Here is a 23,580-nt window from a genome sequence, read left to right as displayed (position 1 = left end):
AAATTCACGGCTCGCCCTGCCCGATCGCTTCCTTGCGCTTGGCCACATAGGCCTCGAGCGCTTCGCGCACGGCGATGTCCATCACCGGCTCGACATAATCCTCCAGCGCCTTCTTCCACAGCCGCGTCGCGCGCGCGGTCGCGTCGAGGCCGCCGGCCTCCTGCCAGGCTTCGTAATTTTGCCAGTTGGAGAGCATCGGCTGGTAGAAGGCGGTGGCGTAGCGCTCCAGCGTGTGCGGCTCGCCGAAGAAATGGCCGCCGGTCGGCACAGCCCCCAGCGCCTCCACGGCAAGCTCCGCCTCATCGACCACGATCGGGCGCAGAAACTCCATCATGTGCTGGATCATCTCCACGTCGATGATGAATTTCTCGAACGACGCCGTCAGCCCGCCCTCCTGCCAGCCGGCGGCGTGGTAGACGAGATTGCCATGGCCAAGCACCGCGCCCCACAACGCCATCAGCGTCTCATAGGCGCCTTGCGCGTCGGCGGCATTGGAAGCCGAGCCGGGCGTCGTCCGGTATGGCAGGCCATAGCGGCGCGCCAATTGTCCCGAAGCAATGTTGGCCTTGGTGTTTTCAGGCGTGCCGAAGGCCGGCGCGCCCGACTTCATGTCGACATTGGAGGTGAAGGCGCCGTACATCACAGGCGCGCCTGGCCGCACCAGTTGCGTCAGCACCACGCCGAACAGCGCCTCGGCATTCTGCTGCGCCAGCGCCCCGGCCAGCGTCACCGGGCTCATCGCTCCCATCAACGTGAACGGTGTCACCGCAACCGACTGGCCGTACTCGGCCATGGTCATCAGCCCCTCGGCCATCATCTCGTCGAAGCGACGCGGCGAGTTGACCGAGATGATGGTGGCAATGCCGGGATCATCAGCCATCTGGGCCAGCGTCATCCCACGCGCGATCGCCATCATCTCGATGCCGTCCAGCGCCCTGCCGCGGCCGATCGCCGAGACATGAAAACTCTTGTCGGTCAGCGTCAGATTGGTGAAGTATGTATCGAGATGGCGTGAGTTGGCCGGCAGTTCGACCGGCGCGCAGACCTGGTTGCCAAGCATGTGGACGCAGTTGAAATGCTGCGCCAGCCTGGTCAGATCCGCATAGTCGCGCAGATTGCCGGCACGGCGGCCCCGCTCCATGTCATGCACATTGGGAGGACCGGCAACCAGCGTGAAATTAATGGTGTTGCCGCCGAGATGGATTGTGTTGGCCGCATTGCGTGGGGTCAGCGTATAGCCGGACCGCGTCGTCTTCAGCGCCTCGTCGATCATGCCGCGATCGACGCGCACATTCGCCGAGGCGTGATCAACCTTCGCGCCGGCCTGCTCGAACAGCGACAGCGCACGCGGACTCATTACCTCGATGCCGAAATTCTCCAATATGTGCATCGACGCCTGATGGATCGCCTCGACCTGTTCTGGTGACAACAACGCCATCGGCGGATAGGGATTGATCACCCGCCTGGGCGGCAGTTGCGTGATGGGCGCTGGCCCCCGGTTGCTGGTGCGCTCGGCGCCGCGCTTTCGTCTAGGTTCGCTCATGTCGGCATCAAAGCTTCGGCAGGGCGGTCAAGCTGTCGGAAATACGCCATTTGTCGACGCGATTTTAGCCAAGGCGCCATATATGCGATGTCCCTTTAGAAAAGGCGACAAATAGCGTCGGAATACCTATATGGCATTTTCTTGCCCGCTCGTGCCGACAAGGCGTTAACGGCGACAGCAAGATTCCTTTTATGATTTCGGCCTATTGCTCATCCAATGCGTAGGTCGAGTTTTAGTAAAATTGTAGCGGTTGGCGTGCTGCTGGCACTTTCGGCCTGCGCGACGGCACCCAGTCACATCAACAATGTCTGCGCCGTCTTCGATCAGAACGATGGCTGGTTCGACAATTGGCAGTCGGCTGCAGAGCGCGCCTCACAGAAATACGGTGTGCCGGTGCCGGTGCTGATGGCGACCGTGCGCAAGGAATCCGGTTTCAAGAGCAACGCCCGCCCGCCACGCACCAAACTCCTCGGCTTCATTCCGTGGAAACATGTCTCCTCGGCCACCGGTTTCTCGCAGGCGCTGGACGGCACCTGGTCGCAATATCAGCGCGAAACCGGCAACTGGGCGGCGCGGCGCACGAGATTCGCCGACGCCGTCGACTTCGTCGGCTGGTACCATTCCAAGACATCGGACAGCTACGGCGTCGCCCCCAACGACACCTACAACCTCTACCTCGCCTATTATCTCGGCTGGACCGCCTATGGCCGCGGCAATCGCGGCGATGCCGGCGTCCAGGGCTACGCACGGGCCACCGACAAGATGGCCCGCGACTATGACGCTCAGCTAAGGCAGTGCAACAACTGATCCGCCGGGGTCAGCGAAATCACTCGGCATCTTTGATGCTATGTCAGAGCCGGGCCTGAGTCCGGATTTCACTCGGTCGGTATGAGGTGGAGAACCAACTTTCCTCCCTTTACCGCCGCCGTCGACAATTTTCGATCAAAGGTCGCCAACTTGCCGTCACGCGCACTGGCTAGCGCCAGTAGGTAACTATCCGTGACTTGCGCCGAGGTCAGGATCTTGCCGGTATCGATATCGGCAGAACCGACCAGACTGATGTCGTCCGGCCAGAATTGATGTCCTGGAAGTGCGTGCATTTTACCAACAATCCGCGCAACGACCGCAGGCGAGCCGGGAGAATTGGGGTATTTGGAATTGCCCACGATCCTGATGACACCATTCTCGGTGATAGGGCTTGTGGCCCATGAGGTGCGTCCGACGGATTCGAACCATCGATGGGCATCGTCATGCGCGACATGGCTGGGATCGATCAGCGCGATCAAGACATTCACGTCGAGCAGGAAGGTCACGGCAGTTCGTCGCGAAGCCTGTTGACCGTCTCGAGATCAACCATCGTGCTGCCAGGCTGGGACGACAGCAAGGGAATGCCATTGCGCTCATCGCCCGCCTGAGGCCGATGCAGCGAGCGGCGAACAAGATCGGAAATGACCTCCCCAACGCTGCGATCCTGCTGCCGCGCCATGGCTTTGGCGGCAAGGAGGACATCATCGTCGATGGCAAGTGTCGTTCTCACAACTTATCTCCTTGCGCGCATCAAGCATCACGCATCACATAGGACAACAAGGAGAAATACTCAAGGCGATGGGGGGAATATGGTCCGCCCTCCAAACGCATGTAAGATATCCCGGCCGCTTCGAGAGGCAATGCGCCGCCCTGACGGCCCGGCTTTAATGCATATCAAATCGGCTTCTTGCCATGTGGCCGCTTCGGCGGCTCGCCGGCAAAGCCCGGACCTTCGCCATGGGGCGCGTCGTCAGGCACGCCTTCATGGGCAGCATGTTCCTTGTCGAACTTGATCACCGGCTCCATGGTCTTGAGCACGTCGTCGGAGAGCCAGCACAGGCTCATATGGCCATCGCCGAGGTTCTTGACCGGCGGCACCTTGGTCTCGCACAGATTGTCAGGCACCAGCTTCTTGTAGCCGCAGCGTGTCTGGAACGGACAGCCGGACGGCGGGTTCATCGCCGAGGGGATGTCACCTTCCAGCACGATGTGCTTCTTGACCACGCTGGTATCGGCAATCGGGATCGCCGAGAGCAACGCCTCGGTATAGGGATGATAGGGCGGCGCGAAGATCTGGTCGGTCGTGCCTTGCTCGACGATATAGCCGAGATACATGACGACGACGCGGTCGGCTATGTAGCGCACGACGGAGAGATCGTGGCTGATGAACAGCATCGTCGTCTTGTTCTTGCGCTGGATATCCATCAGCAGTTCCGTCACCGCCGCCTGCACCGAGACGTCGAGCGCCGAAACCGGCTCGTCGGCCACCACCACCTTGGCATCGCCGGCGAAGGCTCGCGCCACGCCGATACGCTGCTTCTGGCCGCCGGAAAGCTGACGCGGCTTGCGGGTTTCGAACGCCCGCGGCAGTTTCACCAGGTCGAGCAGTTCCAGCATGCGCTTGCGCCGGTCGGCGACGGTCCTGCCGACGTTGAATTTTTCCAGCGTCCGGATGATCTGCGACCCGACCGAATGGCTGGGGTTGAGTGTGTCGAACGGGTTCTGGAACACCATCTGGATCGACGACACGGTGTCGACGCTGCGCTTCTCGATGCCGGTCGACTGGATTTCCTTGTTGCCGAGCGTGACGCTGCCGGAGCTGGCGGTTTCCAGTCCGAGCAGCACCTTGGCCAGCGTCGACTTCCCGCAGCCGGATTCGCCGACGATGGCGACTGTCTCGGATTCGCGTGCCATGAACGAGATCGTCTCGTTGGCCTTGACGACGCGGCCTTCGCTCGAGCCGAACACCTCGCTGCCGCCGACCTTGTAGTATTTCCGCAGGTCCTCGATCTTGAGTACTGGCGCGCCCGGCACGACGCGCTCATTCACCTTCTTGGCGCCCGGCGGCAATGCCTCCCAATCGATCTCGTTGAAGCGCACGCAGCGCGAGAAATGACCCTCGTGTCCGGCGACTTCTATCATCGGGATTTCGGCGGCGTTGCAGACGCCCTCGACGAAATGGTGGCAGCGCGGGCCGAAATTGCAGCCTTTTGGCCGTTCATGCGGCAGTGGCAATTGCCCCGGGATCGAGATCAGCGGCCGCGAGTTCTTGTCCGCGCCAGGCAGCGGGATCGAACGGAACAGCCCCTGCGTATAGGGGTGGCGCATCCGGTCGAAGACGTCCTTGATCTTGCCGGTCTCGACCGCCTCGCCCGAATACATCACAGTGATGCGGTCGCAGGTTTCCAGGATGAGGCCGAGGTTGTGCGAGACGAAGATCATCGAGGTGCCGAACTTCTCGCCCAACCCCTTGACCAGATCGACAATGCCCGCTTCCACGGTCACATCGAGCGCCGTCGTCGGCTCGTCGAGCAGAAGCAGCGCCGGCTTCGACAGCAGCGCCATCGCGATAACGATGCGCTGCTGCTGGCCGCCGGAAAGCTGGTGCGGATAAGAGCGCATCATGCGCTCGGGATCGGGAAGCTTGACCGAGCGCACCATTTCGAGCGCCCTGGAGTAGGCCTCTTTCGTCGACACCTTGTCGTGGATCAACGGCACTTCCATCAGCTGCTGGCCGATCTTCATCGCCGGATTGAGGCTGGCCATCGGCTCCTGGTAGATCATGGCGATCTTGTTGCCGCGGATGCCGCGCAGCTCCTCGTCGGAGAGCTCGCCCATGTCCTTGCCCTGGAACTTGATCTTGCCGCCGACGATCTTTCCGATGTTGGAGAGGTCGCGCATGATGCCGAGCGACACGGTCGACTTGCCGCAACCGGATTCGCCGACGATGCCCATTGCCTCGCCCGGCATCACCGTGCAGGAAAAGTCCATGACGGCCGGTATCTCGCCCTTGCGGGTGAAGAAGGAGATCGAAAGGTTTTCGATCTCGATGATCGGCTGTGCCGGATTTCGAACTGCCTCGTTCATGGGTCGCTCCAATCCTAATTCTTGGCCAAGTGGGATCTGGGACCCCGCCATCAATCCTTCATCGATTGCTCACGCAGTGAGTCGGCGAGCAGGTTGAGACCCAGAACGAACGACATCAACGCGATCGTCGGCGGCAGCGCCGGGTGAATGAAGGAACGCAGCAATCGGCTGGCATCCTTGATCGCCGTACCCCAGTCCGGGCTCTCGGGCGCAAGGCCCAGGCCGAAGTAACCCAGCGTGCCAAGCAATATGGTTGTGTAGCCGATGCGCAGGCAGGCATCGACGATCAGCGGCCCGCGCGCATTGGGCAGGATCTCCCACAGCATGATGTACCAAGGCGATTCACCGCGCGTCTGCGCCGCCGCCACATAGTCGCGCGTCTTGATGTCCATCACCAGGCCACGCACGATGCGGAACACGCCCGGGCTGGAGGCGAACACCACCGCCACGAAGATGTTGAGCTGGTTGGGATCGATGTGGACGATGTGCAGCGGGTCCCTGTCGAAGACAAGGCCGAGGTAGATCCAGCCGCCTATGATCAGTGTCAGGCCAAGCAGGATATAGATCCGGTCGGGCCGGTTCTTGTAGCGCGTCCAGAACAGCACGCTGAAGAAAATGATCGGAAACAGGAAGAAGACGCCGGCCAGCGCATAGGGGATCGGCGTGTCCATGATGCCGGGCGTTACCAGCAGGTAGAACAAGAGGATCACCGGGAAGGCCAGTACGAGGTTCGCCAGGAACGACAGGATGGAATCGATCTTGCCGCCGTAGTAGCCGGCCGGCAGGCCAAGCGTGATGCCGACCATCAGCGCGAAACCGGTCGCGGCGGGTGCGATGATCAGCACGATCTGGCTCCCATAGACCATGCGCGAGAACACATCGCGCGCCAGCTTGTCGCCGCCGAACAGATAGGCGAGCCCCGATTGCGGTTCGATGGCGCCCGGCAGCGTGTCCTTCATCATCGGGATCTGGCCGAGCGGATCGAAAGGCGAGATGGTCGAGGCGAAGATCGCCGTGAACAGCCAGAACAGGCAGATAAAGACGCCCGCTACGCCGACGCCGCTATCGAACAACTGGCCGTAGAGCGCCAGCTTCTTCTTGTAGAGAAAGCTCGCACCCATGACGATGGCGAGGGCGACCCAGACCGGCCAGAAGCGCCAGAGCACTTCGAGGATGATGGTGGAGGCGCCGATATATTGAGCTTGCATGCGCCTTCTCCCTACTGAACGCGGATGCGCGGATTGAGGAATGCGTAGCCGACGTCGGAAATGAGCTGGGTGATCAGCACGATGAACACCGAGACCAGCGAACAGCCGAGCAGAAGATCGATGTCGTTGTTGCCGGCGGCCTCGACCAGCGTGTAGCCGAAGCCCTGGTAGCGGAACATCACCTCGACGATGACGACGCCGGTGAGCAGCCAGGGAAACTGCAGCATGATGACCGTGAACGGTGCGATCAACGCGTTGCGCAGCGCGTGCTTGACCACGACGCTTTTGAAGGAAAGCCCCTTCAGGCGTGCCGTGCGGATATATTGCTGCGTCATCACCTCGACCATGGAGGCGCGTGTCATGCGCGCGATATAGCCGATGCCGTAGATCGCCAGCGTGATCACCGGCAGGGTGAAATTATAGAATGTGATGCCCTGGCTCGCGGAGGCGGCCGACCCGTTCAGCCAGCCGAGCCAGGAGGCGAAGACGACGGTGAAGATGACGCCCGACACATATTCAGGTGTCGCCGTCGAGGCGATCGAGGCGATCGACAGAACGCGATCGGTGCGCGACCCCTCCCGCATGCCGGCAAGGATGCCAACCAGCAGCGACACCGGCACCATTACGCCCAGCACGCAGAGCATCAGAATGCCGGTAGCGCCCAGCGCAGGGAATAGCTTGGCCGCGACCGTGGTCTTGAACTTGGTCGAACAGCCGAAATCACCCTCGATCACGCCGGAGAATGTCGGCACGGCCGGGTCATTGCAGAAGGAGAAGCGCTGCGTGGTCTTTCCGGTCGCCGAATCCGTGATCGGCTGCTTGGGCACGACGCCGAGCCACTGGCCATAGCGAACGAAGAAGTTCTGGCGATAGCCGTGGTTAACCAGCCAGCTTTCAAGCTGCTCGGCCGATGTGTGCATTTCGGTCTGGCTGATCGCCAGCTTCTTCAGATTGGGTTCGAGATTGACGAGGAAGAAGACGACCAGCGTCAGGCACAGCATCGTGAGCAGTATCGTGCCGATGCGTCTGATGATGAATGAGAACATTGTGCCCCCCTGCCGGCCGGGTTGGGGTCAGATATGGTCAACCCTGTGACGAAAACCTTGTGACGTCACGCCGCCGCTGCATCCAATGCAACGGCAACGATCCTGAGAATACGAGGGACACGCGCCCCTCATATTCATCAAGCAGCGGTCACGCCTTGTCGAGCCAGACCTTGCCGAAATCGTGCTCGTAGGTGGGGTGCATCGAGTGGTTCTTCACCTCGGGCTTGATGTTGATGTAGAGCTTGCGCCAGTAAGGCTGGATGATGATGCCGGAATCCTGCAGCATCTGCTCGATATCCTTCATCACCACCTTGCGCTTCTCCGCATCAGCGACGCCGAGCGCCTCGTTGACTTTCTTGTCGAAGTCCGGATTGGCATAGGCCGTCTCGTTCCAGGCTTCGCCCGAACGGTAGGCGATGGCGATGACCTGGATGCCAAGCGGACGCATGTTCCAGTTGGTCTCCGAGAATGGATACTTCGTCCAGTCGTTCCAGAAGGTCGAGCTCGGCAGCACGGTGCGCTTCACCTTGATGCCGGCTTCGCGCAACTGGGCCGCGATCGCGTCCGTGGTGTTCTTGTGGTAGTCCTCGTCGTTGCTGATCAGCTCGTGTTCGAAATCGATCACGCCGGCTTCCGTCAGCATCTGCTTGGCCTTGGCGACGTCGCGCTTGATCTTCGGCAGTTCGACATATTCCGGATGGATCGGCGCGACATGGTGGTTTTCGGCCGGCGTGCCGGCATTGCCGTAGCCGAGTTGCAGGACCACCGAATTGTCGACGGCCAGGCACATCGCCTGACGCACCTTCTGGTCGCCGTAAGGCTTGGCGTTGACGTTGAAGCGCGACACCACGGTAGCCGCGGTCACCACTTCCGAAGGCGGCGCGCCGACGTCCGCGATGATCTTTACGTAGTCGGCGGTCGTTTCGTGGTTGGTCTGCACTTCGCCCGATTCGAAGGCCGAAACGGTCGCGGCCGGATCGGTGCCGTAGTCGATGAACTCGACGCCGTCGAGGAAGGCTTCGCCCTGCCACCACTTGCCGGTCGTGCGGCGCTTGTAGACCACCTTCTGGCCGACATCATAGGAGACGAGCTCGAACGGACCAGTGCCGATCGGGCAGTTCTTGAAGTTGGCGCCCTTCTCGTCGAAGCTCTTGTGGACGACGAGGCCGGGATAGTCGCACAGGTTCGGGATGATGGCGATGTCGGGCTTCGACAGCTTCAGTTTCACGGTCATGTCGTCGACCTTGACGATCGACCCTTCGCGCAACTTCTTGGTCTTTTCGTCGACGAGGCTGCCGAGACGTCCCGGCATCGAGTTGCCTTCGGCTGATTTGTCGGCCCAGCGTGTGAAATTGTAGATCACGTCATCGGCCGTGAACTTGTCGCCATTGTTCCATTCGACGCCAGGCCGCACATGCAGCGTGTACTCGGTGGCGTCGTCGTTGATGTCCCAGCTTGCCAGCAGATATGGAGCGAATGTGTACTCCTTGGTGTATTTCACCAGCGGCTCGAGCGCCTGGCGCTGGGCGTTGGAAATCTCGGACCAGTCGGCGGTACGCGGATCCTTGGGATCCTTGACCGACATCGCCACTTTCAGCACGCCGCCCTTCTTGCCCTGGACGTCCTCGGCCTTGGCCGGGGTCGGAGCGGCAAGGCCGAGCAGGCCGTAGGCCATGGCGGTCGAGGCACCGAAGACGCTGGCGAGCGCGAGGAATTCGCGGCGATCGACTTTGCCCGACTTGGCTTCTTCGGCCATCGCCAGGATGTGATCCGGAACGCTGTCGCCGTTGCTCTTATAGATTGTCATGACTAACTCCCATTGTTGGCTTTCCGCCGATTAACATTCCGCATCCGGGCCATGATGTCAAAGACGGCATGGATTGGGAACATGTTAGCGAATGTGCAACTTTGAAAGGGGGGCAGTTCGCGTGATAGCGACAGTCTTGGCGCAAAATTGCTAGTGCGCCCAGATTTCGCCAAAATCTCTTCGAGCAATTAAATTGAGACATTCGCACTGGTTACGACAGCGCCAGTTATGGCCAGGATGAAGGCCAGGGCCTCAATATTCCTTCTCGTAGAAGATGCCGCCCTTGGCTTCACCGGCGTCCGTCGCCTCGCCGCGCAATTTGACGCCGCGCCCGACATTGAGGTCGATGGTCGCCTTGCCGGAACCCGGCTTGTCCCCCTTCTGGATGGTCACATAGGTGCGGTCGTTCAGGTACTTGCCGGCCGAGACCGCCGTGCCGCCCTTGTCGTCGGTGGTCACGTCGAGGTCGTCGACGCCGATGGCGCTGCGCAGGTTTTCCAGAAGAGACGTCGAACCGCCGACGCCGGCCAATTGTCCGGCGGCCTCGGCCAGCTGCGCGATCTGCAGCGGCGACAGGTTCGACATCGACCGCCCGAAGATGAGTTGCGCCAGCACCTCGTCCTCCGGCAGCGCCGGCACCGAACTGAAGTTGAATTTGGGATTGGTCGCCTCGCCCGACACGACGATGGTGACGGTCGCGCCGGTTGTCGTCGTTGTCGCCGTCAGGTTGAGATAAGGCACCAACGAACCTGAGAACCCGACCGTGCCTTCGGTGAAGGTCAGCCGCTTGCCAAGGATCGACAGCCGGCCGCGCTGCAAGGTGAAGGTGCCGACGGCTTGGGGCGACGAGGCCGGGCCGGTCAGCTTGAGCGAGCCGCCGAGTTCGGCGTCGACACCCCTGCCCTGGATGAAGATCTGGTTCGGCGCGTTGACCGTGACGTCGAGCGCAAGACCGCTGCCACCGCTCTTGCCGCTGGTCGTGGCCGGGCGCAGCGCCTTGTCCTGCGCCCTGACCGGGCCCGGCGCATTCTTGTGCTTGACGTCGAGCGCCGAGAGCGAGCCCGGCAACTTGTCCGGGACCGTGATGACGGTCTTGGCCAGGTTGACGGTGCCGGCAATCGCCGGTGCCGAAGTCAGCGGTCCCTTGATCGTCAGGTCGCCGCCAAGGTTGGCGGTCACCACGCGACCGTCCGTATAACGACCGTCCGTGAGCTTGATCGACAGGTCGGCCGGGAACCCTTGCGCCGGATTGATACCGACCGTGCCACTGGCCGACAGGCTGCCGCGCGTCGACAGTGTACCGGTCAGCCGGTTGATCCTGGCGACGCCGTTGCCGATCGAGACATCGAGGGCGATGTCGTTGACCGCGAGGCCCGAATTGGCATCGACCAAGCGTGCGCCGGACGCCCTCACCGTACCGCCGATGACGGGCGATTTCGCCGGGCCGCGCACCTGCACATTGACATTGGCGTTGCCGCTCAGCGACAGGCCCTGCGCGGCAAGCTTCTCGCTGAGGAGACCGAACGGCACCGCACCGTTGAAGTCGAGCGACAGCGCCGGCGTGCCTGCTGTCGTCACCGTGCCGCCGCCCTTGAGGCCAAGGCCGGCCCCGTCGCTGATATTGGCGTTGAAGGCCAGCTTGTTGCCGGCAAAGGTGCCGGTCGAGGAAACGCTCACCGCGCCGACGCCCGCGCCACGGGTCTGCGATGTCTGCACGCCCGCCGCGTCTATGTTGAAGGCAACGGCGGGGTTCGCCGGTGCGCCCGTCACCTTCACCGTGCCGGAGATGGAGCCCGCGGCATCGAGCCCGGGCGAAAAACCGTTGGCGAGCGACATCGGCACGCGCGCCAGCACCGCATTGATGTCGAGCGCCTGCCCGACCTTGCCGGTTACCGTCGCGGTGCCGCCGCCAAGGTTGAGCACCAGCCTGTCCAGCGTCGTCGTGCCATTGGCGATGCTGACGGTCGAGGCCTGGGCGATGGCCGCCTTGATGCCCTGGACGGTTGCCTGCCCCGAAGCGAGCTCGATCGTGGTGGTGCCGCCGGCCACCTTCACGCGGCCGGCTGCCTTGGCCGGAATGCCCTTGACCGTGGCGCCGCCGGAGAAGCCGGTCCAGTCGCCGTCGCGCCTGAGGTCCACGTCGATGCCGCTGATCACGGTGCCGCCCGATATAACCGTGTCGGCGCGGATCTTGCCGGAGACGACTGGCGCCGCAAGATAGTTTGCGATCAACGCATCGATGGAAACTGCCTTTGCCTGGAGATCGCCACGCGTGATCGAGGTGGTAGCCGCCTTGATGGCGACCTGGGGTGCCGCGCCATTACTGGAGAAGGCGATCGTGCCGCGAACGTCGCCTTCCGCCTTTTCCAGCGCCAGCGCGGCAAGTGGCCCGATGTCGGGGAGGTCGAGCGAAATTGTGCCTTCAGGCACGAACTTGTCGTCCAGCTCCAGATCGCCTGAGACGCGGTTCTTGCCCAGCGACAGCAGCAGTCCGTTGATGGCGCTCTTGCCGTTCGTCGTTGCCAGCACGGCACTCCCCTGCAGCGCCTGCCCGGCGACATTGCCGGTGAGTTGGACATTGGCCGCCGGATTGGCGGCATCGGCCTTGCCGGTAGCCGTGAGCTTCAACCCGGTGATCTCGCGCGATGCCACCGACAGCCCGTCGCTGTTGACGGTAAGCGACAGGTCGGGCGCCATGGCCGGCCCTTGCGCGCTCAGCGCGAAGGCGATGGCGCCCTTGGCATCCCTAGACAATGGCGAGATGTCGCTCAGCGTCCCCCTGATGTCGGCGGTCACCTTATTGTCGGCAAGGCTTGCCTGTCCGTCGGCGCTCAGCGCGCCGGAAGCCAGCTTCAATCCACCGATATGGAGATTGCCGTTGGGTTCGCGCTTCAGCGTGGCGCTTATCTGGGCGCGGTCGCCAAGCATGCCGCGTGCCGCCGTCGGCAAGGCCGACGATGGCGCATCCGCCTTCAGGTTGAGATCGATGGCACCGTCACGCAGCGATACCTGGCCGGCCACCTGGCTGCTCAGCGTATCGCTTTTCAGCGAGCCGCTGTCGATGGCCACGGTGTCGGCGCTCAGCCGGGCGCTGAGCGCGGCCGTGACCTTGCCGGCGATGAGCGGCGCAATCGTTGGATTGTCGAGCCCAACCTTGTCCACCGATACCTTTCCGGAAACCGGCCCGGCGCGATTCCGGAGATCGAATGCGTCCGAGTGCAGTGCCAGGGTCAGTCCGTCCACCTTCGCCGGGCTGGTGACGACCGAGGGCAGGATCACGGAAAGGTCCACTCGGGCATGCGTGCTTTCGCCCGCGATTTTGGCCGATACTGATCGGACCTCCATCTTGACGGGGCTCTCGGCGCTCCCGACCGTCAGCGGCAGGCTGGGGCCCGACGAGGTCAGATCGATCGCAAAATCGCTCGCGCCATTCGGATTGATGGTGCCTGTCGCCTGCCCGGAAACCTTGTCGCCGGACAGGGTTGCATGGTCGAGGGCGACGCCGCCGGCGATTGTGTAGCTGCCGGCCGCATCGACGGCGAGCGGTCCGAGCCCTGCCTGGCGGGTCTGGCTAGTCTCGGCACCGGCCAGTTTCGCGTTGAAACGGATGTCGGGAGTTGCCGGCGCTCCGCTCACTTCAGCGATACCGTCAAGCGTTCCCGTGGCATCCAGGCCAGGCGAAAACGCATTGGCAAGGGCCGCGGGCAAGGCGGATACCTGCGCCGCCAGATCGAGCGTCTCGCCAGCGCTGCCCGACAGCGCCACCCTGCCGCCGCCAATATCGAGCGCAAGCTTCTCGATCTTGGCCGTACCGTCGGCGATGGTCAGAGCCGACGGTTCGGCGATCGCCGCCTTGATGCCGCGAACGGTGGCCTCACCCGAGGCGATCTCGACGCTGGTGGTGCCCGCGGCGATCTTCACCCGGCCGGCAGCGGTCGCGGGAATGCCCGCTATGGTCGCGCCACCAGTGAAATCGGTCCAGTCGCCATCGCGCTTGAGGTCGACGCCGATGCCGCTGATTTCCGTGCTTCCCGAAGTGACCGCATCGGCCTTGATGGTGCCCGAGATCGCCGGCGCCTTGAGATAATTGGCGACCAGCGCATTGATGGCGATCGCTTTGGCGGTAACCTCGCCACGCGCGACCGACGTGCTCTTGGCATCGATGGCAATGGACGGTGCATCGCCGTCCTTGCTGAACAAGATGGTGCCGTTGATGTCGCCGGTCACCGCCTGGCCGGCGAGCGCGGCCAACTGGTCGATGGCAGGTGCGGCGAGCGTCAGCCTGCCCAAGGGCATGAACTTTTCGTCGAGCGCCAGGTCGCCCGAGACCTTGTTGTCGCCCAGCGACACCAGGAATCCATTGATCGAACGCTTGCCCTCGCTGGTCACCAGGGCCGCCTTCATGTCGAGCGGCTGGTCGTTGACGGCGCCGGTCAGCGAGACGTTGGCGGAAGGGTTCGTTATGTCGGCCTTGCCGCTCGCGGTCAGCTTGATGGCCTTTACCGTACGGCCCGAAGCGGTCAGGCTGTCGCTGTTGGCGCTAACGGTGAAATCCGGCGCGGTCATCGCGCCGCTTGCCGACAGCGCGAAATCGACCCCGCCGGCAACCGGCACGCCGACCGTCGGCGACAACACCGAAACGTCGCCCAATTTGCCCTTGATGTCGGCCTGGATGTCAGTGCCTTGCATGCTGGCCGTACCGCTGGCGCTGAGCGATCCTGAAGTGAGTTCGATGGAGTTCGCGGCGAAAGATCCCTGCGGATCGCGCGATGCCGTGGCCGAGAACTTCACCCGCCCGCCGAGTACCGAGGCTATCTGCTGGGGAAACGCGGTGGCCACGGCATCGGCATTCATTTTGAGCTGCATCGACATGTCGGCGAGCGCCACCGTCGCGGTCAGCGAGGCATTGACCGCATCGGAGCGCAGCGTACCCTGATCGATGGCAATGGCGTCCTTGCTGATTGAACCGGCCAGATCGACATTGACCTTGCCGGTGATCAGCGGCGCCAACGTCGCGACGTCGGTTTTCAGGCCGCCCGCCTCCAGCTTGACGGCAACCGGGCCGGCGCGGTTCTGAATATCGAACCCGTCGGAATGGATTTGCGCTGCCAGATCGTCCAGCCGCGTGCCGCCGGCGACGATCGAAACGAAGGAGGCGCCGATGTCGACGATCGGCGCCTTGCCGTCGCCGAAGGCGCGCGCGGTGGCGTTCTTGATCGCGAGCGTGATCGGCTGCGCCTTGCTGCCGACACTGATCACCACGGGCGGGCCCTTGGCGGCGAGTTCGACCGACAGGTCGCTGGCGCCGGCAGGATCGGCAATGCCGGAGGCGGTGCCGTGCACCGCATCGCTCTCGATGCTGGCCCGGTCGATGCTGATGCCGCCCGCCGACGTGGCGGTGCCCGCGACATCGAAGCTGGTCTTGCCGGCAAACAGCGGCTTCAGGTTTTCCGGCAGGAAACGCGCAAAATCGCCGTCGCCCTTCGCTTCGAGATGATTGCCCTTGTCGGTGAGTTGGTGACGCCCGGTGAGTTGGGTGACGATTCGATGATCGACGAGGAAGGTGGCGACACCGCTCCAGTTGGCAAGCGGCCCACTGCCCGAAACCACGATATCGACTGGTGGCGCATCGGGCAGCTTGAGCAGGTTGGCAATGATGCCGCCGGCCGGCTCCGACGCCTTGAGGTCGAGGTCCAGCTTGTTATCGGCGGGTGCGAAGTGGATCTTGGCGTCGACATTGCCCTGTTTGCCGTCGTGACGGGTGACGTTGAGCACCGTCTGGACCGCCAGTGGCGCGGCATCGGCCTTGAGCATTCCCTTGGCCGCCAGCTCGGCGATGCCGCTGCCGGCCAGTTGCTGGCCAAGCGCGATTTCCGGAAGCTCGATCTGCTTGATTTCGATGGAGACCGGCAGCGTCGTCGTGCCGCTCTGTGCGGGCGGCTGCGTACCGGCCACCGGCAGGCGTGCGAGTTCGACGCGATCGGCGGCGATGCGATCGGCGCTGAAGCTTTTGGACAAAAGGGCGGTCGGCGACCAGTCGACGGCCACCTTGCGCGCCACCAGCCAGGCGCCCTCACGGTCCTCGAGCACGACATGGTCGACGCTGAGATTACCCGACCAGATGCCGTCGATGCCGCTGACGGTGACCTTGCGGTCGTCGCTCGAAGCCAGCCGCGAAATGATGCCGGCGAGGTTGTCGCGCCCGCGCTCGGTCTTGGTCAGCACAACCAGCGCGCCGATCGCACCCGCGACCACGATCAGCAGCGTGTAAAGGACAATGCGAAGAATGCGCCAGACCGTCTTCATCGTCAGAACGCCTGTCCGATGCCGGCATAGATGCCGAAATGCGGATCACCTGGATCGCGGTTAAGCGGCACGGCCGCGTCGATGCGCAGCGGCCCGAACGGCGTGACGTAGCGCAGGCCGACACCGGCGCCGACCTTGACGTCGGAGAAGCTGGGAACCGACTTGGTCGACACAGTGCCGGCATCGACGAACGGCACGATGCCGATCGTGTCGGTGACGGCGATGCGCATCTCGACTGAAGTCTCGAAGAAGGACAGGCCGCCGATCGGCTGGCCCGTGAAGTCCTTCGGGCCGATGCCCTGATAGGCATAGCCGCGCACCGAACCGCCGCCGCCGGAATAAAAACGTCGGTCGGCCGGGACGTTCTGCAGCCCGGTACCGACGATCGAGCCTACGGCGACACGTTCGGCCAGCACGAATTTCGAGGCCGTGTCCAGCGACTGATAGGCCGACCCTTCGCCCTTCAGCTTGAGGAAGGCCGCACCGCTCAAAATATCGTAGCTCGGCTCGGCATAGGCCAGCAAACGGAAGCCGGTGGTCGGATTGAGCCGGTTGTCTCTGTTGTCATAGACATACTGCAGCGGAATGCTGGCGATCAGGTATTTGTGCTTGCCGAAGGCGTCGTGAATGCGCGAATAGTCGAGCGCGACCTCGGCTGACACGGTCTGCTTCTTGTCGAGTTCATAGGACAGGCCGGTGCTGCCCTTGACCGAGAAATGGTCATAGGCGTCGGGATGTTCCAGCACCGTCTTGACGCTGGCGAAGAACTTCGATGCCGGCCCGATGACGCCGGGTTTCTCGAACATGATGCCGGCATTGTAGTTCAGTTCGGACAGATTGTTGCTTCCGATGCCGCTGATGGCACCGTCGATGCGCAACTTTTCGGCACGGCCAAACAGGTTGCGATGGCCCCAGTAGCCCTCCAGGCCAAGCCCCTCGGTATTCGAGAATGTGCCGCCCAGCCCGAAATAACGCGGCTTGCGCTCGCTGACCTGGACGCCGATCGGGATGTTGCCGTCCGCATCGAGCTTGTCGGCTTCCTTGAAGCTGACACTGTTGAACACCTCGAGCGCCAGCAGCCTGTCGCGCGCGTCACTGATCTCCTGCGGCGAGTATTGCTTGCCGCGCTTCAACCCGGTCATGTATTCGGTGAAGTCGCGGTCGACCTTCTCGGTGCCTTCCACCGTGGTCGCGCCATAGCCGGCTACCGGGCCGGCCGCGACCGTCAGCGTCACGTCGAGCGTCGATGTGGCATGGTCGGCGACGATCTGCCGGTCGGTCACCCTGGCCAGCGGCCTGCCCTGCTCCTTCAGCGTCCGCACGATCAGCGCCTCTGCCTTGAGCACCGCGCCGGATCCGGCATCGCCGCCTGATATCAGCCCATAATCGGCGCTCATCAGCCCCGCCGCGTCGCCTTCCAGCCTGATGTTGCCGAGCGTGAATTTGGGGCCGGCTGAGATGGTGATCGCTACCGGGATGGGCTGCGGCCCCTTGAATTCGGCGTCCGGCGGCAATTCGTCGAGCGGCTTGCCGTCGATGGTGACGGTGACGACGCCTTCATAACGGGCATCGGCATAAAGGGCTGCGACCAGCTGTTCACGGTCGCTGCGTGCCTTGGCCATCAGCCCGAGCGAGCCCGAAACCGGTCGGTCCTCGTCGCTTTTCAGCGCCGAGGCGTTTTCGAGCTTCTTGACGAGGTCCTTGTCGGCATCGGGCGCGGAGATGGTCACCGCATAGCGCAGGGGATCGACAATGTCGGCGTCCTCGTCGCTGGACGATCCCCACAGCTTGATGCCGAAAAGCTCGAACGCGGCCGCGGACCCCGATTCGCAAAGCAGCGCCATCGAGCACATCATGGCCAAAGCCAGGGCGCGCGGAAGCACGCGCCCTGGCGCGATCCCTCCTGACATCTGCTCTTCATGCGCCGGCATTAAGACAACCTAGTTCGTAAAACTAAAATTGGAATGAAGTTCTGAAGCGCTCGTAAAGGGGCCACAATCCAATTGTCTGAAATAGGACGGGCTTGGAATTCACACCTTCTGCGTTTCCGCAAGAAAGCGTGATCCCCTTTGCCATGGAGGTTACTGTTCGCATACCGGTCCTTGGCCGGAAAATAAACCGTTGGCAGGCGGCACCTGCCGCGTTCGCGCGTTGACAAGCCCGACTGAAGCTTGATCATGCCCGGACGTCTGCAATTGTCTGGAGGGTGTAATGGCAATGCGCGCGGCTCGTGGTCTGTCGATTCTCGTCCTTTTTTTTCTTGCCTGGGGTAGCGTCGCGCAAGCGGCCGAGGCCCGGCGAATCGCGACGACGGACAATTCCGATTATTTCGGCTTCGATCTCCGGTCCGACCAGAACGTCACGCTCGACCAGTGCAAGACGACATGCCTCGGCGATCCGGCCTGCCGCGCCTTCACCTACAACACCAAGGCAAAATGGTGCTTTCTCAAATCCGATTATAACCAGTTGAAATCCTTCACCGGCGCGATCGCCGGCAAGGTCGTCAACATAGACGGCGATCCCGATATCGGCGCGCCGCCGGAACTCGCCTTCTTCCCCAACTGGATGGCCGACCAGGCCCAGCAATACCGCAACAAGCTGCTCGGCCCGGCCTTCGACAAGCCGACAGAGGGCATGGCGGCGCTGACCAATGCCGCCGAACAGGCCGTGTTGACCGGCGACCATCGCTCCGCCATGCAGAAATACGAGGCCGCGGTCTCGGTCATGCCTGACGATGGCCAGCTCTGGCTCAAGCTGGCGCGCGAAAAGCTGGCCGTGCAGCCTGCCGCCAACACCTCCGAAGCCTCGACTTTGCCGGCAAACGGCACGTCGGCCGCGTTCAACGCCTATAAGCTGCTGCGCACCACCAAGACTCGCGCCGAAGTGCTGGCGCTGCTCGGCGACGGTCTCGATAAGCGCGATCTCTACCGGCCGGCGCTGCAGGCCTATGAGGCCAGCCTTGCGCTGGAAGGCTCGCCCGCGGTCCAGGCCGACTATGCCGATCTGAAAGCCCGCAAAGGGTTCCGCGTTGTCGATCACAGCATCGATGCCGACACCAGCGCGCCGCGCATCTGCGCGCAATTCTCCGAGAATCTAGTCAAGACCGGCGTCGACTACGCGCAGTTCGTCACCGTCGACAACGCGCCGCCAAAAGGCGTCGAGGCCAAGGACAAGCAGATCTGCGTCGAAGGCCTGGAGCATGGCCAGCACTACGACGTCACCTTCCGCGCCGGCCTGCCGGCCGCGATCGGCGAAGTGACCGCCGCCCCAGTGGTGCTGTCGATCTATGTGCAGGACCGCGCGCCGTCCGCCCGCTTCACCGGCGACAGCTTCGTGCTGCCGGCCGGCGCGCGCCGCGGCATCCCGGTCGTCACCGTCAACATGAACGCCGCCGAAATGAAGCTCTACCGCATCGGCGACCGTTCGCTGGCGCAGCTTCTGTCGGGCTATCAGTTCCTGCACCAGCTCGACGGCTATGACATCTCCAACATCTCCGAGCAGATGGGCGCGCCGGTCTGGCAGGGCCAGCTCGACATCGGCAACGACCTCAACAAGGAAGTCACCACCTCCTTCCCGGTCGACGAAGCGCTGCCGCAGCGCAAGCCCGGCGTCTATGTGCTGACCGCGCAGCCCGTCAACGACAAGAGCGACGACTACGGTTCGCTGGCCACGCAGTGGTTCGTCGTCTCCGACATCGGCTTGTCGACCTATACCGGCCAGGACGGGCTCAATGTCTTTGCCCGTTCGCTAGGCAGCGCCAAGCCGATTGCCGGCGCCGAATTGACGCTCGTTGCCAGGAACAACGAGGTTCTCGGCACCGCGACGTCGGATGCCGACGGCCATGCCGTCTTCAACCCTGGCCTGACGCGCGGTGACGGCGGGATGGTGCCGGCCGTGCTGATGGCCAAGCAGGGCGACAATGATTTCGTCTTCCTCGACATGGCCAAGGCCGGCTTCGACCTGTCCGACCGCGGCGTCACCGGACGCGCGGCACCAGGCGCGCTCGACGTCTATGCCTGGACCGAGCGCGGCATCTACCGCGCCGGCGAGGACGTCCATGTCGCCGCCCTTGCCCGCGATGGTGCGGCCAAGGCGGTCGAGAACCTGCCGCTGACCTTCATCTTCTCGCGCCCCGATGGCGTCGAGGACCGCCGCATCGTCAGTGACGGCGCATCGGCCGGCGGCCATGCCGTCGACCTGCCCCTCGAACCCAACGCCATGCGCGGCACCTGGTCGGTGTCGATCCATACCGACCCCAAGCAGCCGGCGGTGGCAAGCCAGATGTTCCTGGTCGAGGACTTCGTGCCGGATCGCATCGAATTCGACATGAAGGCCGACAAGCAGGAGATTGCGCGGGGCGAAACCGCCAACATCAACATTGACGGCCGCTTCCTCTATGGCGCGCCGGCGGCGGGCCTTGCGCTGGAAGGCGAGCTGACGCTGTCGACCTCTCGTGACTGGGACCGCTTCCCCGACTTTTCCTTCGGCCTCGCCGACGAGCAGTCGTCGGAGCCGACGGTCACGCCGCTCACCGACCTGCCGGTGGTAGGCGATGACGGCAAGGCGACCTTCCCTGTTACCGTCGACCAGTTGCCCTCGACCACCAAGTTGGTCGACGGCAAGGTGACGGTGCGCATGCGCGAAACCGGCGGCCGCGCCATCGAGCGCTCGCTCAACATCGGCATCCGCCCGCAAGGCCACATGATCGGCATCCGTCCGGATTTCGCCGATGGTGAGGTGCCGCAGGGCGGCACCGCCAAGTTCAGCCTGATCGCCGTCGATCCCGACGGCAAGCGCGAGGCGCTGAAAGCCGCGCAGTGGACACTGGTCAAGGTCGAACGGAACTACCAGTGGTATCGCTCCAACAATTCCTGGAACTACGAGCCGGTCTCCTTCACCAAGTCGATTGCCAACGGCCAGGTCGACCTCGGCGCCGACGGCGACGCAACCGTCTCCGTGCCGGTCGATTGGGGCCAGTACCGGCTCGAGGTCGAGACATCCGATCCCGAGGGGCCGGCGACCAGCTATGAGTTCGACGCCGGCTGGTATGTCGCCTCGACGACCACCGAAACGCCCGACGGCCTGGAGATCGCCCTCGACAAGGACAATTACGCCGCGGGCGAGGTTGCCAAGCTGAAAATCTCGCCGCATTTTGCCGGCGAACTTCTCGTCAACATCGGTTCCGACAAGCTGTTGAAGACCATCACGGCGACCGTGCCGGCCGGCGGCAGCACCGTCGACATTCCGGTCGGCGACGATTGGGGCGCCGGCGCCTATGTCACGGCCACCCTGTTCCGGCCGGGCGATACGCAGGAAACGCGCATGCCGGCCCGCGCCATCGGCGTGAAATGGCTGACGGTCGATCCGGGCGCCAAGAAGCTCGCCATCACCCTGACGCCGCCCGACAAGACCGTGCCGCGCCAGCAACTGTCGGTCCCGGTTTCCGTGGCCGGCGTGCAGCCGGGCACGAACGCCTATGTCACGGTTGCCGCCGTCGACGTCGGCATCCTCAACCTGACCAACTACAAGGCGCCAGACCCGGAGAACTGGTTCTTCGGCCAGCGCATGCTGGGCATGGAGATCCGTGACATCTACGGCCGCCTGATCGATGGCTCGCTGGGCACCACCGGCAAGCTCCGGACCGGCGGCGACGGCGCCAATATGCAGGCGCAGGGCAGCCCGCCCACCGAAAAGCTGGTCGCCTTCTTCTCCGGCATCGTCCAGCTCGACGCCGACGGCAAGGCGCGGATCGACTTCGATATCCCGCAGTTCAACGGCACCGTGCGGGTCATGGCCGTCGCCTGGACCAAGGAAGCGGTCGGCCATGCCCAGGCGGACGTGATCGTGCGCGATCCCATAGTGATTACCGCCGGCCTGCCGCGCTTTCTGGCGCCTGGCGACAACGCCGTCATGCGCCTCGACGTGGCCGACACCGATGGCCCGGCCGGCGACTATGCGCTGTCGATCGATACGACGGGCGACCTGTCGACCGGCGACAAGCCCCTGCCCCAGAAGCTGACGCTCGCACACGGCAAGCGCCAGACGCTTACCGTGCCGCTGATCGCCAGGACGGCGGGCAATGCCTCGCTCACCATCAAGCTGGCGCACGCCGACGGCACCAAGGTCGAGCAGACGCTCTATGTGCCGGTGCGCCCGGCGCAATTGCCGGTCACCACGCGCCTTGTGGTCGACCTCAAGGGCAATGGCGGCGCGCTGCGCATCGACAAGGAACTCTTGGCGGCCAACCTGCTCGACGGCGCTTCGGTCAGTGTCGGCGTTTCGCAGGCGGCGGCCTTCGACGTGCCCTCGCTGCTGATGACGCNCAGCCGCGCCATGCCGCTTCTCTACGTCAACGAGATGGCATCCGGCGTCGGCATGGAAAGTGATCCGGACCTGCACGGCCGCATTCAGGATGCGATCTACAAAGTCCTGAGCTACCAATCCTCGAGCGGCAGCTTCGGCCTGTGGGGTCCGGGCTCCGGCGACCCGTGGCTCGACGCGTATGTCAGCGAATTCCTGACCAGGGCGCGGGAGCAGAAATACGACGTGCCGGCTCTCGCGATGAACCAGGCACTCAACAACCTGCAGAACTCGCTCGGCTACGACCAGAGCGTACAGGACCGCGGCAGCGAGATCGCCTACGCGCTCTATGTGCTCGCCCGCAACAAGAAGGCCTCGATCGGCGATCTGCGCTATTACGCAGACACGCAGCTCGAAGCCTTCTCGAGCCCGATGGCCGTTGCCCAGCTGGCGGCCAGCCTGGCGCTCTATGGCGACGCGCAGCGTTCGGAGGCGACGTTCAAGACCGCGCTGCAGCTCGCCAAATCGAGCACGGACTACGATTGGTACCGCTCCGACTACGGTTCGGCGTTGCGTGACGGCGCGGCCATGCTGTCGCTGGCGGCGGAATCAAAGCCCGTATCGACCATCGTGCCCGAGCTGATCAAACTGGTGACCAGGGAACGCGCCGAAGCGCGCTGGACCAGCACCCAGGATGATTCCTGGATGCTGCTGGCGGCGCGCGCGCTGAAGGAAGGCAACGACTCCATCGCGCTGACCGTCAATGGCGCGCCGCATTCGGGTGGTTATTCCAACCGAGTCAACGGCTCTGAACTGGTCGACAGCCCGCTGGAAGTCGCCAACACCGGCAAGACCCCGCTGCAGGCCGTCGTCACCACCGTGGCGTCGCCGATCCAGCCCTTGCCGGCCGGCGGTGACGGCTTCACCATCAGCCGCACCTACTACAAGCTAGACGGCACCGAAGCCAACGTGACCGAGGCTACCCAGAACGAACGCTATGTCGTCGTGCTCAAGGTCACCGAGCAGAACAGCTGGCCGTCGCGCCTGCTGGTCACCGACCTGTTGCCGGCCGGTTTCGAGATCGACAATCCAGGCCTCGTCTCCAGCGCCCAGTTGACGAACTTCTCCTGGCTGGCACAGACCGACGCCGCGCATCTGGAATTCCGCGGCGACCGGTTCGTCGCGGCATTCAACCCGGCCGATGGCGACCATGACCACAATCTGACGCTTGCCTATGTCGTGCGCGCCGTGACGCCGGGTACCTACGCCCATCCGGCGGCAACGGTTGAGGACATGTACCGTCCGCAATATTCAGCCCGCACCGCCACCGGCATGATGGAGATCAAGGCACCGTAAGGCGATGCTGGCGAATATGAACAGGACGACGGCGCTGCCCCTCATCCGCCTGCCGGCACCTTCTCCCCGTATAGTGACGGGGAGAAGGGAGCTATCTCGAACTTCGCCGCTTTTTCTGCA

11 protein-coding genes are annotated in these 23,580 nt (G+C 63.5%); 2 read left to right on the top strand and 9 right to left on the bottom strand.

What is annotated here, in order from left to right:
• Positions 1-4 precede the first annotated feature (4 nt).
• On the bottom strand, positions 5-1,543 hold the full coding sequence (locus X742_RS168910; RefSeq protein WP_023769599.1) for a trimethylamine methyltransferase family protein: 1,539 nt from the start codon (positions 1,541-1,543) through the stop codon (positions 5-7).
• 216 nt (positions 1,544-1,759) lie between these two features.
• Here X742_RS168910 and X742_RS168915 point away from each other — a divergent pair, with 216 nt between their 5' ends.
• Positions 1,760-2,350 (top strand): transglycosylase SLT domain-containing protein, encoded by a 591-nt coding sequence (locus X742_RS168915; protein ID WP_023769598.1) that lies wholly within the window; start codon positions 1,760-1,762, stop codon positions 2,348-2,350.
• 68 nt (positions 2,351-2,418) lie between these two features.
• Here the strand turns inward: X742_RS168915 and X742_RS168920 are convergent, their stop codons facing one another.
• The 8 genes from X742_RS168920 to X742_RS168955 form a co-directional block, all read right to left on the bottom strand.
• Positions 2,419-2,856 (bottom strand): TA system VapC family ribonuclease toxin, encoded by a 438-nt coding sequence (locus tag X742_RS168920; protein ID WP_023769597.1) that lies wholly within the window; start codon positions 2,854-2,856, stop codon positions 2,419-2,421.
• Positions 2,853-3,080: a hypothetical protein gene (locus tag X742_RS1000000173730; RefSeq protein ID WP_023769596.1), complete on the bottom strand. Its 228-nt coding sequence runs from the start codon at positions 3,078-3,080 to the stop codon at positions 2,853-2,855. Before X742_RS1000000173730 ends, X742_RS168920 begins: the two co-directional genes overlap by 4 nt.
• A gap of 164 nt (positions 3,081-3,244) precedes the next feature.
• The gene (locus X742_RS168930) at positions 3,245-5,437 is read right to left on the bottom strand and encodes an ABC transporter ATP-binding protein (RefSeq protein WP_023769595.1); all 2,193 of its coding nucleotides are present in this window, start codon (positions 5,435-5,437) and stop codon (positions 3,245-3,247) included.
• Positions 5,438-5,487: 50 nt separating this feature from the next.
• Complete coding sequence (locus X742_RS168935) at positions 5,488-6,645, bottom strand: ABC transporter permease (protein WP_023769594.1); 1,158 nt, start codon at positions 6,643-6,645, stop codon at positions 5,488-5,490.
• Positions 6,646-6,656: 11 nt separating this feature from the next.
• Entirely contained in the window at positions 6,657-7,691 is a 1,035-nt protein-coding gene (locus X742_RS168940) for an ABC transporter permease (protein ID WP_023769593.1), read from the bottom strand.
• 148 nt (positions 7,692-7,839) lie between these two features.
• Positions 7,840-9,498, bottom strand: coding sequence for an ABC transporter substrate-binding protein (locus X742_RS168945; protein WP_023769592.1), 1,659 nt, complete (start codon positions 9,496-9,498; stop codon positions 7,840-7,842).
• A gap of 252 nt (positions 9,499-9,750) precedes the next feature.
• Complete coding sequence (locus tag X742_RS168950) at positions 9,751-15,804, bottom strand: translocation/assembly module TamB domain-containing protein (protein WP_023769591.1); 6,054 nt, start codon at positions 15,802-15,804, stop codon at positions 9,751-9,753.
• 2 nt (positions 15,805-15,806) lie between these two features.
• Entirely contained in the window at positions 15,807-17,735 is a 1,929-nt protein-coding gene (locus X742_RS168955) for an autotransporter assembly complex family protein (RefSeq protein ID WP_023769590.1), read from the bottom strand.
• A gap of 280 nt (positions 17,736-18,015) precedes the next feature.
• Here X742_RS168955 and X742_RS168960 point away from each other — a divergent pair, with 280 nt between their 5' ends.
• The gene (locus tag X742_RS168960; protein WP_023769589.1) at positions 18,016-23,460 is read left to right on the top strand and encodes an alpha-2-macroglobulin family protein; all 5,445 of its coding nucleotides are present in this window, start codon (positions 18,016-18,018) and stop codon (positions 23,458-23,460) included.
• Positions 23,461-23,580 lie beyond the last annotated feature (120 nt).

The organism is Mesorhizobium sp. LNHC229A00 (assembly GCF_000502415.1).
Lineage (GTDB): Bacteria > Pseudomonadota > Alphaproteobacteria > Rhizobiales > Rhizobiaceae > Mesorhizobium.
Note: the sequence above shows the minus strand (reverse complement) of the source record. Positions and strands in the feature narration are given on the sequence as shown.